Origin of the sequence: Paenibacillus medicaginis, assembly GCF_042138635.1 — a bacterium.
GTDB classification, from domain to species: domain Bacteria; phylum Bacillota; class Bacilli; order Paenibacillales; family Paenibacillaceae; genus Paenibacillus; species Paenibacillus medicaginis.
This window is the reverse complement of sequence record NZ_JBHIRY010000017.1, coordinates 1-16,054: the sequence shown is the minus strand read 5'-3', so window position 1 is coordinate 16,054 and position 16,054 is coordinate 1. Positions and strand designations below refer to the sequence as shown.

General features: G+C 49.6%; 17 protein-coding genes and 1 tRNA gene. 14 read left to right on the top strand and 4 right to left on the bottom strand.

Annotation, left to right across the window (positions count from 1 at the left end; genetic code table 11):
- Positions 1 to 95: 95 nt before the first annotated feature.
- Positions 96 to 1,073 carry an aldo/keto reductase gene (locus tag ACE5LO_RS16905; RefSeq protein ID WP_375521184.1) on the top strand — a complete coding sequence of 326 codons (978 nt, stop codon included), beginning with the start codon at positions 96 to 98 and terminating at the stop codon, positions 1,071 to 1,073.
- A gap of 86 nt (positions 1,074 to 1,159) precedes the next feature.
- Here the strand turns inward: ACE5LO_RS16905 and ACE5LO_RS16900 are convergent, their stop codons facing one another.
- Positions 1,160 to 2,935, bottom strand: a complete 1,776-nt coding sequence (locus ACE5LO_RS16900; RefSeq protein WP_375521183.1) for an ABC transporter substrate-binding protein — start codon at positions 2,933 to 2,935, stop codon at positions 1,160 to 1,162.
- Positions 2,936 to 3,109: 174 nt separating this feature from the next.
- Here ACE5LO_RS16900 and ACE5LO_RS16895 point away from each other — a divergent pair, with 174 nt between their 5' ends.
- The 7 genes from ACE5LO_RS16895 (at position 3,110) to ACE5LO_RS16865 (ending at position 8,218) form a co-directional block, all read left to right on the top strand.
- Complete coding sequence (locus ACE5LO_RS16895) at positions 3,110 to 3,430, top strand: hypothetical protein (protein ID WP_375521182.1); 321 nt, start codon at positions 3,110 to 3,112, stop codon at positions 3,428 to 3,430.
- A gap of 224 nt (positions 3,431 to 3,654) precedes the next feature.
- Positions 3,655 to 4,161 carry a DUF5412 family protein gene (locus ACE5LO_RS16890; RefSeq protein ID WP_375521181.1) on the top strand — a complete coding sequence of 169 codons (507 nt, stop codon included), beginning with the start codon at positions 3,655 to 3,657 and terminating at the stop codon, positions 4,159 to 4,161.
- Positions 4,162 to 4,267: 106 nt separating this feature from the next.
- Positions 4,268 to 4,483, top strand: a complete 216-nt coding sequence (locus tag ACE5LO_RS16885; RefSeq protein ID WP_375521180.1) for a hypothetical protein — start codon at positions 4,268 to 4,270, stop codon at positions 4,481 to 4,483.
- Between the two features lie 243 nt (positions 4,484 to 4,726).
- Positions 4,727 to 5,245: a sigma-70 family RNA polymerase sigma factor gene (locus tag ACE5LO_RS16880; protein WP_375521179.1), complete on the top strand. Its 519-nt coding sequence runs from the start codon at positions 4,727 to 4,729 to the stop codon at positions 5,243 to 5,245.
- 89 nt (positions 5,246 to 5,334) lie between these two features.
- Positions 5,335 to 6,375, top strand: coding sequence for a hypothetical protein (locus tag ACE5LO_RS16875; RefSeq protein WP_375521178.1), 1,041 nt, complete (start codon positions 5,335 to 5,337; stop codon positions 6,373 to 6,375).
- On the top strand, positions 6,372 to 7,352 hold the full coding sequence (locus ACE5LO_RS16870; RefSeq protein WP_375521177.1) for an ABC transporter ATP-binding protein: 981 nt from the start codon (positions 6,372 to 6,374) through the stop codon (positions 7,350 to 7,352). Before ACE5LO_RS16875 ends, ACE5LO_RS16870 begins: the two co-directional genes overlap by 4 nt.
- Positions 7,349 to 8,218 (top strand): ABC transporter permease subunit, encoded by an 870-nt coding sequence (locus tag ACE5LO_RS16865; protein ID WP_375521176.1) that lies wholly within the window; start codon positions 7,349 to 7,351, stop codon positions 8,216 to 8,218. The genes ACE5LO_RS16870 and ACE5LO_RS16865 overlap by 4 nt, the downstream gene beginning before the upstream one ends.
- An 8-nt stretch (positions 8,219 to 8,226) precedes the next feature.
- Here ACE5LO_RS16865 and ACE5LO_RS16860 read toward each other — a convergent pair whose 3' ends face one another.
- Positions 8,227 to 9,069 (bottom strand): alpha/beta hydrolase family protein, encoded by an 843-nt coding sequence (locus ACE5LO_RS16860; RefSeq protein WP_375521175.1) that lies wholly within the window; start codon positions 9,067 to 9,069, stop codon positions 8,227 to 8,229.
- A gap of 218 nt (positions 9,070 to 9,287) precedes the next feature.
- Between ACE5LO_RS16860 and ACE5LO_RS16855 the strand changes: the two genes are divergently transcribed.
- The 5 genes from ACE5LO_RS16855 (at position 9,288) to ACE5LO_RS16835 (ending at position 12,617) form a co-directional block, all read left to right on the top strand.
- Positions 9,288 to 9,719, top strand: a complete 432-nt coding sequence (locus ACE5LO_RS16855; protein WP_375521174.1) for an NUDIX hydrolase — start codon at positions 9,288 to 9,290, stop codon at positions 9,717 to 9,719.
- A 20-nt stretch (positions 9,720 to 9,739) separates the two neighbouring features.
- Positions 9,740 to 9,895 (top strand): hypothetical protein, encoded by a 156-nt coding sequence (locus tag ACE5LO_RS16850; RefSeq protein WP_375521173.1) that lies wholly within the window; start codon positions 9,740 to 9,742, stop codon positions 9,893 to 9,895.
- A gap of 161 nt (positions 9,896 to 10,056) precedes the next feature.
- Positions 10,057 to 10,129 (top strand) — tRNA-Lys (locus ACE5LO_RS16845).
- Positions 10,130 to 10,390: 261 nt separating this feature from the next.
- Positions 10,391 to 12,301, top strand: a complete 1,911-nt coding sequence (locus ACE5LO_RS16840; RefSeq protein WP_375521172.1) for an ATP-dependent DNA helicase — start codon at positions 10,391 to 10,393, stop codon at positions 12,299 to 12,301.
- A 22-nt stretch (positions 12,302 to 12,323) separates the two neighbouring features.
- Positions 12,324 to 12,617 carry a DUF6509 family protein gene (locus ACE5LO_RS16835; RefSeq protein WP_375521171.1) on the top strand — a complete coding sequence of 98 codons (294 nt, stop codon included), beginning with the start codon at positions 12,324 to 12,326 and terminating at the stop codon, positions 12,615 to 12,617.
- A gap of 114 nt (positions 12,618 to 12,731) precedes the next feature.
- Here the strand turns inward: ACE5LO_RS16835 and ACE5LO_RS16830 are convergent, their stop codons facing one another.
- Positions 12,732 to 13,712: an NADP-dependent oxidoreductase gene (locus ACE5LO_RS16830; protein ID WP_375521170.1), complete on the bottom strand. Its 981-nt coding sequence runs from the start codon at positions 13,710 to 13,712 to the stop codon at positions 12,732 to 12,734.
- A 169-nt stretch (positions 13,713 to 13,881) separates the two neighbouring features.
- Between ACE5LO_RS16830 and ACE5LO_RS16825 the strand changes: the two genes are divergently transcribed.
- Positions 13,882 to 14,451 carry a TetR/AcrR family transcriptional regulator gene (locus ACE5LO_RS16825; protein ID WP_375521169.1) on the top strand — a complete coding sequence of 190 codons (570 nt, stop codon included), beginning with the start codon at positions 13,882 to 13,884 and terminating at the stop codon, positions 14,449 to 14,451.
- A gap of 137 nt (positions 14,452 to 14,588) precedes the next feature.
- Here the strand turns inward: ACE5LO_RS16825 and ACE5LO_RS16820 are convergent, their stop codons facing one another.
- On the bottom strand, positions 14,589 to 15,728 hold the full coding sequence (locus ACE5LO_RS16820; RefSeq protein ID WP_375521168.1) for an IS4 family transposase: 1,140 nt from the start codon (positions 15,726 to 15,728) through the stop codon (positions 14,589 to 14,591).
- Positions 15,729 to 16,054 lie beyond the last annotated feature (326 nt).

Genomic DNA, 16,054 nt, shown 5'->3' with positions numbered 1-16,054 from the left:
TCACCCCATGGGAAAATACGGATCTCAGACGGGAACGCGGAAGTTTACGCATTATTGCCAAATCCTATTTCACATGAAAGGGCGGGAGGCTGGACATGCAGTATTCTTACTTGGGCAAGTCGGGATTGAAGGTCAGTCAGCTGTGTCTGGGGACAATGAACTTCGGACCGGAGACGGAGGAGAAAGAAGCGTTCAAAATTATGGACGCTGCACTGGACGCGGGCATCAACTTCTTTGATACGGCAAACGTCTACGGCGGAGAAGCCCGCAGGGGCTGGACGGAGGAAATTATCGGCCGCTGGTTCAAGCAGGGTGGCGGACGTCGCGAGAAGGTCGTGCTTGCGACCAAGGTGTACGGAGACATGAACGATGCAACAGACGGCCCTAATGCAGGACGTGGGTTATCGGCTTACAAGATCCGCCGCCATCTGGAAGGCTCGCTGCAGCGGCTGCAGACCGATCATATCGAGCTTTACCAGATGCATCATGTGGAGCGCAATGTATCGTGGGATGAGCTGTGGGGCATGTTCGAAAACGCTGTGCAGCGTGGACAGGTAGGTTATATCGGCTCCAGCAACTTTGCCGGCTGGCATATTGCCGTAGCTCAGGCAGAAGCCAAGGCGCGCCATTTTCTCGGGCTGGTATCTGAACAGCATTTATACAATCTGATGCAGCGAACGGCCGAGCTGGAAGTGCTGCCGGCCGCGGAAGCGCTGGGATTGGGAGTTATCCCTTGGAGTCCGCTGGCAGGCGGGCTGCTCGGGCGTAATGCCCTTTCCGGAGCAGGCGCACGCAGCGCGCGCTCGCAGGAGCGGATTGAGCAGAACCGCAGCAAGCTGGAGCAGTTTTCCGCTTTATGCCGGGAGCTCGGGGAGAAGGAGGATGTCGTTGCACTGGCATGGGTGCTGTCCCATTCAGCCGTAACGGCGCCGATTATCGGACCGCGGACCCTGCAGCAGCTTGAGGACTCTCTTCGTGTTCCGGAAGTGAAGCTGGAGGAGGTCATGCTCAAGCAGCTTGACGAGATTTTCCCTGGCCCCGGCAAACCGGCGCCGGAAGCCTATGCCTGGTAATTTAACATAGTGAACATATGGAAAAAGGAGTACCCGAGCGGTTTGAGTGTGAATCCGCAGCAGGTACTCCTTTTTTCATGAAAGGCTTACAAGGAAGAGGGCTTGATCCATATTTTTGAAATATCGACAAAACCGTAGGCTTCCACCTGCAAGCCACGCAGCGATGGGTGGAGCCGGCTTTTTTTGTTCACATGGCAGCCGTGCAGCAGCCATTTTTCATCCCGAATTGTTTGTTCCAACTGGTCAAGACGCTGCTCCCGCTCTTCCATTTGCACTTGGCTGAAGTCGCCAAGCAGGGCATTTATCGCCTTTTTTTGCTCGTCCTGCAGCAGCAGATTAAGGTAATTTTCCGGATTAAGGTAGAAATTAATCAACCCCCACTCCACATCGCTTTCCAGCACTTCTTCAGCCAGAATTATATCCGCTTCTTCCTGGAGCATTTGCGGGTCGATCCGGTGCATAGGATGAAGGGTTAGCATCAAACCGACAGAGGCACAGCGCCGTTGTAGCCAATGCGCTTCCTCGGTCTCGTCCTTCTTCGGAAGGAAGTACAGCTTCAATGCTTCCCCATGATACCCGGCCTTGGTCAACAGATGCCCGGCTTCTTCGAGCGGTCTGTCCGGGAGGGGCGAGTTGCGGCTCTTTTCCGGCAGAAGGCTGTTTGCTGCCAGAAGACGGTTGCCCTTCAATTCACGGAGCAGAGCATGCGGATTGTACAGAATACGCATTGCCTCACGAAACAGATACTGCCTGTGGCTCCCCTCCCTTGTCATATTAAACAGCAGGTAGCGACAACCGGTAACGGCATAATCCAGCTCTGATGTCGCCTGCTGTTCATCCACTTTCGGCGTATTCGTCTGCGGAAGCGAGTAATTACGGACATTGGACCGCTCGTTGGGCACGAACAGCAACTCAACACGGTCAAGCAGTGGCCGTTCCCTGAAATGATCGCTAAACGCTTCCAGCACAATCAGATGCTCGGTTTGTTCAGCTACACGGAATGGACCTGTACCGATAACCGGATGCTCGTTCAGGTTGGTCCCCACGGGAAGAATGGACATATGAATGGAGGCAATGGAATGCAGCAAAAAGGTATTCGGCTTCCGCATATAAAAAACAACGGTCCATCTTCCGCAGGCTTCTACCCGCTTTACATCGGCAAACTGCCACAAAGCCGGAGAACGCTGCCCCTGCAGCCGGTTAAAGGTGAATACAACGTCCTCGGCAGCAAGTGTGCGGCCATGATGAAAGCGGACATCCTTGCGCAGATAGAATACCCAGCAGCGCTCCTCTTCACGGTACTCCCAGGTGTGTGACAAGGACGAAAGAAAGCTGCGGGAGACCGGATCATACACGATCAACGTATTGCACAGCTGGCCAAGAAGGCTGCTTTCGATCGCTGTAAATACCATGGCGGGGTCCATTACGTGCAGGTGCCGGTTATAGGTGATGCGCAAAACTTCAGGACCGGCGGCATCCTGCTCCAGTGACTGCAGGCCAAACTCCCGGTCGAGCATATTTCGCAGTTTATCCTGCAAAAAAGGAGAGAGGGCGGGGTTCACCATCAGTTCCACCGCTTCCCTGACCTTGCCGTCTTTGAGATAAGCCCTGAAGTGCTGTTCTACCATTTCATCCAGCCCGCGCAGCAGAGTGATGCGGGAGGTGCAGCCTCTGCCTTTTCCCGCCTGCCAGCGGATATAACCCGTTTCCTCCAGTTTGCGTAAAATAAATTTAACGTTCCTGGGCGTACAGCACAGCTCGTCCGCCAACTGCTGCACGGTTACAGGATGCTCCTGCTCCTCGCCGCTTATGTTTCCGCACATTTTCAGAATTCTCGTATAATGCTGTTCCATCAAGTTCATGAGGCTTCCTCCGGTTGTTAACGACAAGTCTATAATACATCATACACTCATTTTCCTGTTTTTTGGGTGGACATTTGAGGTACCTGATAAAGAGGCATCTCCGCGCCCGCCCGGAACCACAAAAAATGGGGAGGAATACATTGTGAAGAGAAGAATGAGAGAGGGGGGAATATCATGCAGATGATTTACCCGCTGGAACAAGACGTATGCAAACAGCATATTGGCAAAAACGTATGTGTAGTCTTCCATGACGGCTCCTATATGACCGGTACGCTGAGTGAAGTGACAGATCAGGGACTTGTATTTGGCGAAGCACCCGTTGCATCTGTTAGATCGTCCAGCATTTCCAAGGCAAAGCAGCGACGCAAAAAGGCGGGCGCCGTGAAGACCCAGGCTTTTGGCGGATATCCTTATGGTGGCTTTAGGCCATTTCGCAATTTTGCGCCTTTCGCAGCAATTTCCTTATTATTCCTGTTGCCTTTTCTTTTTATTTAGCAGGCTGATCGGCAGACAAGTTCCGCGAGCGCGCACTGTCTGCCGGTTGTTCTACTGAACTTTACAGCGGAAACGACGACCCGATATAATGAACCATTATATACATAGGCAAGGATTGCATGACTCTCAAAAGAGTTAATTTCGGGGTACATTTACGTGGCGTTCAGCTAAAATGATCGTATACGACCACAAGAAGAAAAGATCGCCGAAAGGTGGGCTTCTTTATGAAAACATATAATTGGAGTGCTTTTTCTCTAGCAATGATTTTGTTTATTTTAACTTTGTGCTCATTATATTCTTTTATTTATAATGAATGGATGATTTCCCCGCCCAATTATATAATTCTTATTTTTTCCTTTCTGGCCATGATTCTGGGTATATTAGGCATTTTTGATAAATCAAGCTGGTTTGCGAAGCTGCGGAGTTGGATCTCAATAATTCTCTCCTCAATACTTATGTTCACTCTGCTCATTGCTGTATCATTCACAACGATGTTCTCGGGATCAAAAGAGCTGCTGTCAACGGTCCATTCTCCAGATGAAAGGTATACAATCCATTTCTATCGTACTAACGCGGGGGCCATGGGGACATTTGGTGTTTTAGGTGAGCTAAGGGGACCGCTCTGGTCTAAGAAAATGATTTATGCTGAAAAGAGAGTAGATCAAGTTGATGTTGAATGGGAAAATAATCACATAATTTTGATTAATAATCATAAATTGGATTTAAAGTAAGGAGAGTCATTGATTTTACAATAGAGCCTGTGAGCTACGACAAGGAGACTGTCTACATAATAGTGTGGTAAAATAGTGAAAATGATAAATGGTGGGAGGGTGAAATATGCTCAAAAAGTACAATAAAAAATATTGGATTCTTCTTCCTCCTTTTTTGGCAGCTATACTACTTTTGGGAATTTATTTACCCTATGAATATAGAATGTTTGTTTTTGTTGCTCCTCTCTTATTTTGGGCTTCATACTATACTTGGGAATATATAGAGAAGAAAAACGAAGCAAAGAGAGGTCAGCGAGAGAACAATCGAAAACCTTATGGATAGCGAGGGCAATCCCTTAAGTCATGAAAAATGGCTGAGGGACTGCCCTTTTGCTGTGAATAAGCCCTTTATAAGGGGGCTCTCCTTATTTGCATTTCGCCAGGCTCAAGTTTTACCGGTACAAGGGGAGCAAGGCTCTGCTGTATAATCTAAAAATGATTTATCCAAAAATTCTCCTGATCCTGCTACAAAACAAAAAAAGGGTTCGTCTTTCTAATAGCTGCAGCTGAAAGGAGGCAAAACAAAATGAGTATTCCGGAATCCTCAGCATTCCGTAACATATTTTATGAGCATTATCCAACCGTACACAGAAAACTGACCGCCTTGGTGCGGGATGAAGCCGCGGCCGATGATTTGGCACAGGAGGTATTCCTGAGGCTGTATAGGAACCCGCCGGACAACCCGGAGGCTATGGGGGCATGGCTGCATCGTGTACTGACTAGAATCGGATACGATTACCTGGAGAAAAAAGCCAGAGAGAGAAAGCTGCAAAATAAGCAGGAGATGATGTACGAGGGGGAAGCCGCTCCTGAATCCGGAGAAGAGGCACTAATACGCCAAATGGATCAGGAAGAAGTCCGGGCCTGGCTGGACAGACTTCCCGAGCGGGACCGCCAGGCGCTGCTTCTCCGCTATTCGGGCTACAGCTACGCGGAGATCGCACAGGAACTCAATGTCAGGCAACCGCTGATCGGCAGTCTGCTGCAAAGAGCGACACGCAAGCTGCAGGCCACAGCCACCAAGGCTATGGCCCGGCAGGATTAACAATCGGAAAGGATTGAAAATAGATGACGACCAATCCACAAAATTCTCAAGAGGATAAAAGAACACACGATGCTTGGGAAAAGCTGCAAATGAGACTGGCATCGGAGCCAGTAAACGCAAGATGGGAGACATGGGGCACGGAGAGTAAGCAGCACGGTCTGAAGCTTGCCGATGCTCTTACGGCGCCAGCGGTTTCAGACGTAGCTTCCAACGAGCCATCCGAGCTGCGTAATGAAGCTCCTGCTCCGGCAAAAGCCTTCCGCCGCCGGGCAAGCAGTGCCCGCAAGTGGACAGCGGCCGCAGCGGCAGCCGTAATCTTCGGCGCGGTTCTTGCCACCCCTTTGGGAAATAACGCGCTGGCGGCGATTTTAAATCAGTTCCGTGTACAGGAGATCGCGACCGTTGACGGCGATACACTTGAAAACATGTTTTATCAGCTGGCTCCGGGCGAGTCGTCTAGCAAGGACAACTCATTCGGAGAGTTTACAACCAAGGGCGGAACCGTGCAGGGTGAATTTACCCGTGAACAGGCGGCTTCCCGGCTGGGGTATCAGCTCCTGCCTACTGATCTGACAGGCAACCAGGATACTGTCTACATTTCCCCATCAAACGAAATTACAATGAAGATGAATATTGATGAAGTGAATCAGGCTATGCAGCGTGTGGGCGCAACGAAGCTGCTGCCGGAATCGCTTAATGGGAAACCGATCACTTTAGCCCTTCATGAAAGTGTAATGTACGAGTTGAAAACAGATCAGGACCAATGGGCATCCCTTACACAGATGAAGGCGCCGGAAATTACGGTGGATCCGTCTGTTGATGTGGAAGAAGCACTTGAGGCTGTTCTACAGCTTCCGATTTTGCCCAACGATCTGAAAAAACAGCTGCAACGAAGCAGCATCCTTTCAGGGTCGATTCCGATGCCGTATGTCGTTGATAAAAGCGCCAAAAGCGATGATATCACGATTGGAGGCACGAAGGTGCTTATTGAAGAGCGTAAGTTCGACAGCATGACAGACCGCTCGGCAATCTGGATTAAAGACGGACAGATGTTCTACTTTGATGGAGGGTCTGCCTACGAAAAGGAAGCTGACTTCGTGAACAAGTTGAAGGAGCTGGTGGAGGCATGAGCGAGGCGGCCATCGACGCTAACGGATTGACCAAGGAATACAGCAACGGGCGCGGCTGCCGCAACGTCACCATCACGGTAGGAAAAGGGGAAGCCTTTGGCTTCCTCGGACCTAACGGTGCCGGCAAAAGCACGTTCGTGAAAATGCTGGTCGGACTGATCCATCCGACCGCTGGCGAGGCAAGTGTGATGGGCGCACCCATTGGCACGCTTGAGGCCAAGCGGCAAATCGGATATTTGCCCGAGCTGTACCGGTATCAGGAGTGGCTGACCGGCGAAGAAGTCGTTCGGCTGCATGCGCGCTTATGCGGCTTGGACAAGCAGGAGACGGAGCGAAGAATCCCTGAGTTATTGCACAGAGTGGGTGTGGGTAAACGAGGAAAGGATCGGGTTAAGCATTATTCCAAAGGCATGCAGCAGCGGCTTGGACTGGCTTGCGCTCTTGTGAACGATCCGGCTGTCGTTTTCCTGGACGAGCCGTCGTCTGCCATGGATCCCGTCGGCCGCATGCATGTGCGGGCGATCCTTGAAGAGCTGAAGCAGCAGGGAAAAACAATTTTCTTGAACTCCCATCTGCTGGAGGATGTGGAAGTGCTATGCGACCGCATGGCGCTCTTGAATAACGGACAGGTGCTCCGTCATGGACGGGTTGCCGAGGTGCTTCAGAAGCGAGTCTGCTGGCGTTTTAAAGTCGGCGGATTTTCGCCTTTTTTGCTATCCTGGCTTCAGGAAACGACAGGCTTCAGCTTTCGGGTATCTGCCGATGAAGGAGAGGGCGGCATGATTGGCGGAGGAAGTGCGGATGATACCGTTTGGCTTGAAGCAGAGCTGGAGAGCGAGGAGCAGGCAGGCTGGATTAATGCGCTGCTGATCGGGCAGGGGATGACGCTGTATGAAGTCACCAAGGTCCGTGAACGGTTGGAGGAGTGGTTCATGGAAGCTGTCGCCGGGCTCAATCATAGGGGGGAACAGGAATGAGTATTATATGGTCCATGACCTGGAAGGAGCTGCTGCGCAAACGGGTGCTGCTGCTGACATTTTTAATGACCGTCGTATTTCTGATCGGCTTCTGGTTTATTGCTGGGGCTATCGGGGGCGAGGTAAGCATAGATGCAAATAATAACGAAGGATTGATCCAGGAATTTACGGTTGGCATGTTCATTTTGATGCTCGGTTTTTTCTTCGCCAGCTTTGTGCTCGCCTTTTTGGCTATTTTCAGTTCATTTTCTGCGATTGCCGGCGAGGCCGAGCAAGGGGTAATGCAGGCGATGCTGCCGCGGCCGCTCCCGAGGTGGAAATGGTATATTGGCCGCTGGCTCGGTTATGTTTCGCTCGGCATTATTTATGCTTTGATATTATTCAGCCTGATCCTGTGGATCACCGATATCCATGCCGCAATTCCACGTGACCCGGCCGTGCTGGTACAGTCTTTCCTGCTCTTTGCCTCCGTTGTTCCTTTGCTCGTTACCGTGTCCATGTTCGGCTCAGGCTATCTGTCCTCCGTTGCGAACGGTGTTGTTATGACGATGCTCTATGGGGCAGGCTGGCTTGGCGGCATGATCGGCAAAATCGCCGGCGCAATCGGCCTGAAGCCTGAGCCATTGCAAACGTTGAACAATGTAGCGGGAATTTTGCAGCTGATCATGCCGGCCGACGCGCTGCAGCGGAAAATGCAGGCAGTGCTGTTCAGCTTCGAGGATATCAGCGGACTTATACCAGTGAGCATGAGCGGACCGCTTGGCCTCGGCGACATTCCCTCGCCAGCTTTTTTGGTTTACACGTTATTTTACACAGTCGTCCTTTTTTGCCTGGGATTGCGCCGTTTTATCCGCAAAGATTTATAAGCGCTGCCCTATGGAACAGGCTTCTGCAGCCATGCAAACATATTTTGGATCGCCAAAGCATGTACGGCGGGAGGAAGATGGTGACCGTATCCTTGAAACGTGTGAAAGGTGACGTCTTTTTCTGCTTCCTGCAGCCGTCTGAACATTCCTGCACCATGACTGTAATCTACCTGCATATCCTCTGTACCGTGCATGATCAGCACAGGGCAGTGGATGTCGTGTACATAGGTTACTGGTGATCTCATGTCATACGCTTCCGGGACTTTGCCAGTGGAGCCGCCGATCACCCGCTTCAGCATACGGCGCAGATCGATCCGTTCCTCATAGGTTTGGGTAAGATCCGATACGCCGCCCCATAATACCAGCTTGTACATTTGCTTCATCCGTACGGCAGCAGCAGTTGCATTGATCGAGCCTCTGGAAAAACCCATGACCGAGATACGCCGTTCGTCAACAAAGGGCAGTCTGGCCAGAAATTGATAGGCACTGCACACGTCCTCGATATCGCTTCCTCCGAATTGGTCCCTTCCTTCACCGCCTTCAGTACCGCGATAGGAAGGGGCAAAAATAATATGGCCATGGACAGAGAAGTCCTCCAGCCAGGTTGTTTTAACCTGACCCACCCGTCCGATGCCGCCGCGGCAATAAATCAATACCGGCCATTTTCCTTCCGGCACATCCGTGCATGTTACATGAATCGGGCAAGCAAGCTCTGTTACTTCAAGATCTTTTATCCGGTAATGGGCCTGCAGCCATTCCTGCACTGCCGATATGGGCAATCTCCAGCCGTAAGGCAGGCACAGATATCCTTTGACGCGCAGTCCGTCTGACAAATAAGTGAGATGATACATGTAAAGGCTTCATTCCTTTGTGATGTCGGTTGTGTACATAATGTTATTTTACCATGAAGGACAACTCCCTCAAAAAATGGTTAGACAGCGAAAAGCCGCTTTTGTGCAGATGCGACCCTGTTTAACTTGCCATACGGCAGAAATTATACTTTCTTTCCTACGCGAATGGAAAAATGTTTATAATTAAATCAGGAAATGAAGCTGGAGGGTTGGTGGGAGTGGAGGATTTTCGATTTGTCAGTGTGGTTCATGTTTTTATGATCAAGAATGGTGAGCTGCTGCTCATGAGAAGATGGAATACGGGGCATGAAGACGGAAAATACGGCGTTCCTTCTGGTCGGCTTGAGGGCGGTGAGGAAATCAGATCGGCGGCCGTCCGGGAAGTTAAAGAAGAATGCGGGGTGGACATTCAGGAAGAGGATCTGAGCATGGTCGGTGTTATGCATATCAAATCGGAGGACGAGCGAATAGATTTTTTCTTCGTTACAAATCGGTGGTCTGGAGAAATTACGAATGCTGAACCACATAAATGTGATGATATGAGATGGTTCCGAACGGATCATTTCCCGGACAATCTGATACCTTATGTACGAATGGCTTGGGATCAATACGGGAAGAGAACCTGGTTTTCGTCGTACGGATGGAATTGAATCTTGAAGGAGGCGTGATTATGGATTACATTACTTTTTTAACGATCATTCCTATTTTGCTGTATTTGATCCTTTTTGGCGTAGGCATTTATGTGTTGGTGCTGTTTATCAAGCTGGCAAGAAGGGGGATCAAAGCGCTGGATCTCTACATAGAGGAAAAAAGTAACCGGATGTGATAAACTCAATGCAAGAGTGAACAGAATCAAAAAACAGCAGGGCTGACTTCTAATCTCTTTGCTGTTTTAATTGTCATCAAATGGAAAATTATCGTTAAATTAAATTTTGTCTTGATTTTTGTAGGTAAAAGGTGTAAAGTACTAAGAGTCAAAGAGATCATGGATTGTTAGCTCAGTTGGTAGAGCATCTGACTCTTAATCAGGCGGTCCAGGGTTCGAGTCCCTGACAATCCATCATTAGTTACTAGTAAGTTCAAGAACTGATACATTGTCCTAACGGACTTCATCAGATTCAAGCTGTGACCGCTCTCCGGTTTTACCGGAGAGCGGTCATCTGTTTCTTAAGTGAATTGTCGCCAATTTCCCCTCCAGCCTTTTAGGCAGGGGGTTCTTTTTGCGCTAACGAAGCTTTGCAAATAAAACGTGATTTTAACCGCATATCTAAGGTATAATCAAAGGATGGACTTTTAGAAAGATGTGGAGGCACAGCCGTAATTGACAACTTATCCATTTACCTTTGATCCTTCCCGGCCGTTTATGCAGCAGGCTGCGGACTGGATCGCTGACGTGTTCTATGAAATACTGCCCGAGGCCGGATTTGAGGTTCGGGATGAGCAAATTTATATGGCCTTCCAACTGGAGCGGGCGTATACCGAGAAGAAGACGATTTTTGCCGAAGCCGGGGTGGGAACAGGCAAGACACTCGTCTACCTGCTTTATGCCATCGCCTACGCCCGTTACACACGCAAGCCGGCCATCATTGCCTGTGCCGACGAATCGCTGATCGAACAGCTGGTCAAGCCAGAAGGCGATATCGCCAAGCTGGCCCGCCATCTGGAGCTGACCATCGATGCGCGTATGGGCAAATCCCAGGACCAGTATATCTGCTTGAATAAACTGGATGATGCGAGGACAGGCTTGGAAGAGGGGGAATTGTACCGCGAAATCTACGAAGGGCTGCCGGAGTTTGTTCATTTTCCGGATACCATGCAATCGTTCCTGCCGTATGGCAACCGCAAGGATTATCCTCAGCTGTCCGACAGACAGTGGGATAAGATGGGCTGGGACGTGTTTCAGGACTGTCTCGTATGCAGTCAGCGCCATCGCTGCGGGCAGACGATTTCCCGGGATTACTACCGCCGGGCCACGGACTTGATCATCTGCTCGCACGACTTTTATATGGAACATATCTGGACGTTCGAATCCAGAAAGCGGGAAGGACAACTGCCGCTGCTGCCGGAGCACAGCTCCGTCGTATTTGACGAAGGGCATCTGCTGGAGACAGCCGCGCAGAATGCGCTGACTTATCAGTTGAAGCACTCTTTGTATGAAAGCATTATCGTCCGCTTGCTAGAGGGGGAGATCCGCGAATCCCTGGCGGTGACGATTGAGGAATCTATCATGCAGAGCGATAAGGTATTCCTGCTGCTCGAACAAATGAGCCAGCCTGTCCCGGGCTCAAAGCGGAGAAAGTTCGATGTGAACGACCGGCTGTTGCGTGAAATCGGCCGTTTTGGCGATCTGCTTGCAACGATTGAGGAAGAGCTGGTTTTTGAGGGCGGTTTGTTTACCATTGATGACTACCAGCTCAAGATCGTGGAAGAGCATCTTGATATGATGCAGAGGGCTTTGGCATTATTCCGCCAACCGGATAAGCTTATTTCTTGGGTCAGGGAAGACGGGGACGAATTGACGCTGGTGATCATGCCGAAGGGTGTTAAGGAAATTATGAGGGAGCGCGTATTTGCCAAGCAAATGCCAGTTGTGTTCTCCTCGGCGACGTTGTCGGTGCAGGGCTCATTCGATTACATGGCCGAAATATTGGGGATCGACGACTACCTGTCCTTCTCCGTTGCATCACCTTATGATTATGCCGAGCAGATGAAGAGCGCTCTGTATCTTGTAGAAGAACCGGACGATAAAATGAAGCATGTGATGGGATTTCTCCAGGCAAGCGGCGGGAAGGCATTAATTCTCTTCCCGTCTCAGGAGGAACTGGAACGGTTCAAAATGGACGCCGCGCAGGCAGCGAGCTTTGAGCAGTTCCGTTTTCTGTACGAGGGAGAGGCTGAAATCAGCCATCTGATCTCCTTGTTTCAGAATGATGAAGACAGTGTACTCTGCGCTGTGACGCTGTGGGAAGGACTGGATATTCCGGGTCCCTCCCTGTCACATGTCATCATCTGGTCGCTGCCGTTTCCGCCCAATGACCCGTTATTCGAGTCACGCAGGGCGGATGCGCAGGACGCTTTGGCGGAAGTGGATATGCCGTATATGCTGCTGCGGCTGCGCCAGGGAATCGGCCGCTTGATCCGCTCCCGTGAAGACAAGGGGAGCGTGTCGATTATGGGGGCTGAACTAAAGCAGGAGCGGATTAAGGAGCAGGTCAGTAAAATTTTGCCCTAAAACCACGGAGAGGAAGAGAAAAGTGGAGATTACATCATTTTCGGTGCAAAAAGTGAAAGACCCGTTTGGCATCATTGCCGGTACACGGTACGAATATATCCTGGATCTTGAGATTGACGAGGACGACGAACTTTACAGCGAACAAGGCGTGTATTTACGGGTGATTTACAGTGTGGAAGAGGAGAAAACCCGCATTGTGAAGTATGAGCTGTACGAGCGATCCACAGAACGTTATCTGGAATTTGATCTTGAAGAGGATGAGCTGGCCGAAGTGGACGCATTCTGCCGTGAGCATTTGGCGGAAGCCGAGGAGTAAAATTGTGTTCAATGTTAAACATACGCCAAGCTCCTTGTACGAAGAAGAACCGGTCCGGATAGGGATGAACCCCCTGCCGGTCCGGTTTTTAATTTTTGCATTCACAGACAATGCTTACCGCATGTTTTTCGATATTATGACTTTTCCCCGTTTTTGCTGTGCTTCGCTTTTGCGGTACGCCTGAATCAGACCTTCTGCGGTAAAGGGATAGGTCTCCTCAATGTGGATATTCAGCTTGCCTTCTTGCATGTGGTGTACAATGGCTTCAAAATCGCTCCGGTTGGGTATGGCCTGGAAGAAACGTGTGTTAATGCCGCGTACTGTCGGATGTTGATCAATCGCGAATGCCACCACGGAAACATAAGTGCCGCCATCCTTGATCACCGAGTAGTTCTTCTCTCCGATTTCTCCCGGCAGCCCGGTACCGAAAGTGGCTGTGTCCTTGGCGGAATCCAGCACGAGATCGACTGGCTCGGTTATTTGGGTGGCAAAGTCAACTTTCGTGTAGTCAAGAACCTCGTCTGCTCCGAGTTGTTTGACGAAATCGTGATTATGTTCCCTCGCGGTTGCAATAACATAAGCCCCATGCTGCTTGGCCAACTGAACTGCGGCATGTCCCACACCTCCGGCACCGGCCTGAATAAGGATGCGTTGCCCCGGCTGCAGCCGCCCATGTTCAAATAGTGATTGCCAAGCTGTCAGGGCGACCGTAGGCGCAGCGCCAGCCTCTTCGAAGGAAAGACTCTCCGGGATAACGGCCAGATGATCTTCCTCCACCGCAACATAATCCATGTAGGACCCCATCGGAACCATACCCATAACGCGATCCCCCGGCTTGAAATAACTCACCTTAGCACCAACTTCTTTTACGACACCGGCCACATCAATACCGAGAATGAGCGGCAATTGTACCGGAAATTTATCAGCCATCGGACTCTGGAGAATTGCGCCGCTGCGCAATTGAATATCTGCAGGGTTGATGGAAGAGGCCTGCATTTCGACGAGCACCTGTGTGTCGGTGAGAGCGGGAACCGGCACTTCCAGTTCCTCCAGTGTTCCGGGGATTCCAAAGCTTGTCAAAGCTATAGCTTTCATGATAATGCCTCCCATTAAGTTGATCATATGTTGTTTTTTCAACATATGTTTTATATAGTGAATGTATCAGGGAAATTGATGGTGTTCAATGGTTAAAACAGGCGCGGATGTTGATTTTTCAACAGTGGGCTTTGAAATGTTCATTTTTTGGATAAAAGGGGAGAACGGTATGGACAGGCGTATTCAAAAATCGAGGCAAGCGATTATGGACGCTTTTATGAAGCTGATGTCGGAAAAGGATTTTGAAAGTATAACTATCAATCAAATTGCGGAGGAAGCGAATGTAAATCGGGGGACGGTGTATTTGCATTTCACGGACAAATACGATCTGCGCGATCAATGTATGGAAGCTCATTTGAATCAGCTGCTGCGCAGTTGTATGCCTGAAGAGGACAGGGTGTTTACTTCCAAAACCGCGTTGCTGCGTACTTTTGAGCATTTGGAGCAGCATGCTTCTTTCTATAATGTGATGCTTACGAGCAAGGGAAGTGTGGTTTTCCGCCACCGAATGGAGACGATGCTGCAGCAAAGCTTGAACGAGCATCTGGATTCGATCGGTTTTGATCCGGAGTTGAATAGGGAGATTACGGTGCAATTTTTAATCTCAGCGGGGGCGGGGCTTTTGGAATGGTGGATTACCCGCTCGATACCTTATCCGGCAGCAGTCATGGTTGAACAATTTTGGAGGTTGCTGGAACGTCTTCAACTGCAGTCCGCGCAGTCTGATGAGGACGAATAAAGAATGGGAACCATTAGCACTAGCACTGCTAATGACGCCATGACACTAAAGAACGACATTTCTTCAGAGTATATCGATTTCCTCTATCGAGTTCGTTATGCTAATTATATTTTTTGTTAAAATATCACGCCTGTTGATTAACCAGATATTGGGTTAAGAAGGCTCGACAAATAAACGTGCTTTTCCAGCACTTTGGTCATGGCGATGATCCATTCAGCATGTAGATGATTGTGTCGCATTTGTTCCGTGAAACGGATGAACGGCAGGATTTTGTAAGGGACAACAAGCGATTTTGAATGGTCATACAGCCATTTTAGGATCACGTACGTCATCAAGGCAGCAAAAAGCTGGTTGAACACGGCATTCTGCGTGGTACCAAACAAAACAGGCACATTGAGGTTTTGCTTGATCCATCGGAAGAAAACTTCTATTCCCCAGCGTGCCTTGTAGATCTCCGCCACCTGCTCGCCTGACAGATGCATCAGGTTGGTCACGACCCGGATTTCATGGCCGTGGTTATCTTGAAAAATCACAACGCGATGTCGAAGCTCCGACTGGCACTGAGGGGTCCCGAGATAGCAAGTGATGTCTCGCATGACGTTGGAAGCTTCCACGTTTTCGTTTTTTAAGGAACGCGGTTTGACAAGCGTTACGTTCTCTTTGATACGAGTTACAAAATACTGTTTTTCCGTCACGTACAAATCAAATCGCTGGATCTTGCCATAAGCGCGGTCGTTCACCAGGATGTAATCCTTGTCGGCAAGCTTCTCTCCGACAGGGCCATCATGCGCCGTACCGATGGTTTCGATGACCTGAACCGGTTGCTCCGTGGCTGCCGCGAAGGCAACATGCAGCTTGATGCCTGCACGTTCTCCATGAAACAGCGCCCAAGGCAAGCGGTTTTTTCCTACCGTGATGGTCGTCGAGTCTACCAATAGAAGCTCTATGGGAATGTTCAACCGGCGCTTGGTTGCACGATTGCATCTTGAAACCAGCAAATGAAACAGACCCTTGAACAGTTCATACGGCACTTCGCTGGCTTTGGTTGAAAACGTAGAATAACAAACGGGCTGAAGCCCGCAGATTTCAGCTTGACCGACGCCAGAACGATAACCCGTCCATTGTCCCAAAGCGGCGTGCATAAAAAATAACAATAACTGATGCGCTGTAAATTTGCGCGCTGTATCTTCGTAGTTCAACTCTTTCAATAGCTGAATGACATCTTCTTCTTTCAAAAGCATTTGAACTAGGTTTGTAAACGTGGTAGACTTTTTCATGAGGTCGCCTCTTTCGAATCGAATTCTGTGGTGGAATCGATTTTACCGAAAGATCGGCCTTTTTTCAATTTTTAGATACCTTATTTTGGTTAATCAATAGGCGTGTTAAAATATATAAAAAGATGCTGACGCTTTCTCCTACATTGCTTTACTCTGATGGAGATTGATCCAAATAACTATGCAGCAGCGCACGATTATTCGACTGGAAAAAGAAAGGATTTTCTGTTTAGCATCTGGAGGAGATTAAAGGTAAGCGTCAAATCTAGCCCACCTTCAATACAAACGGAAACCATGCGAAAATGAAGGCAATCCAACGAAAGCGGGGT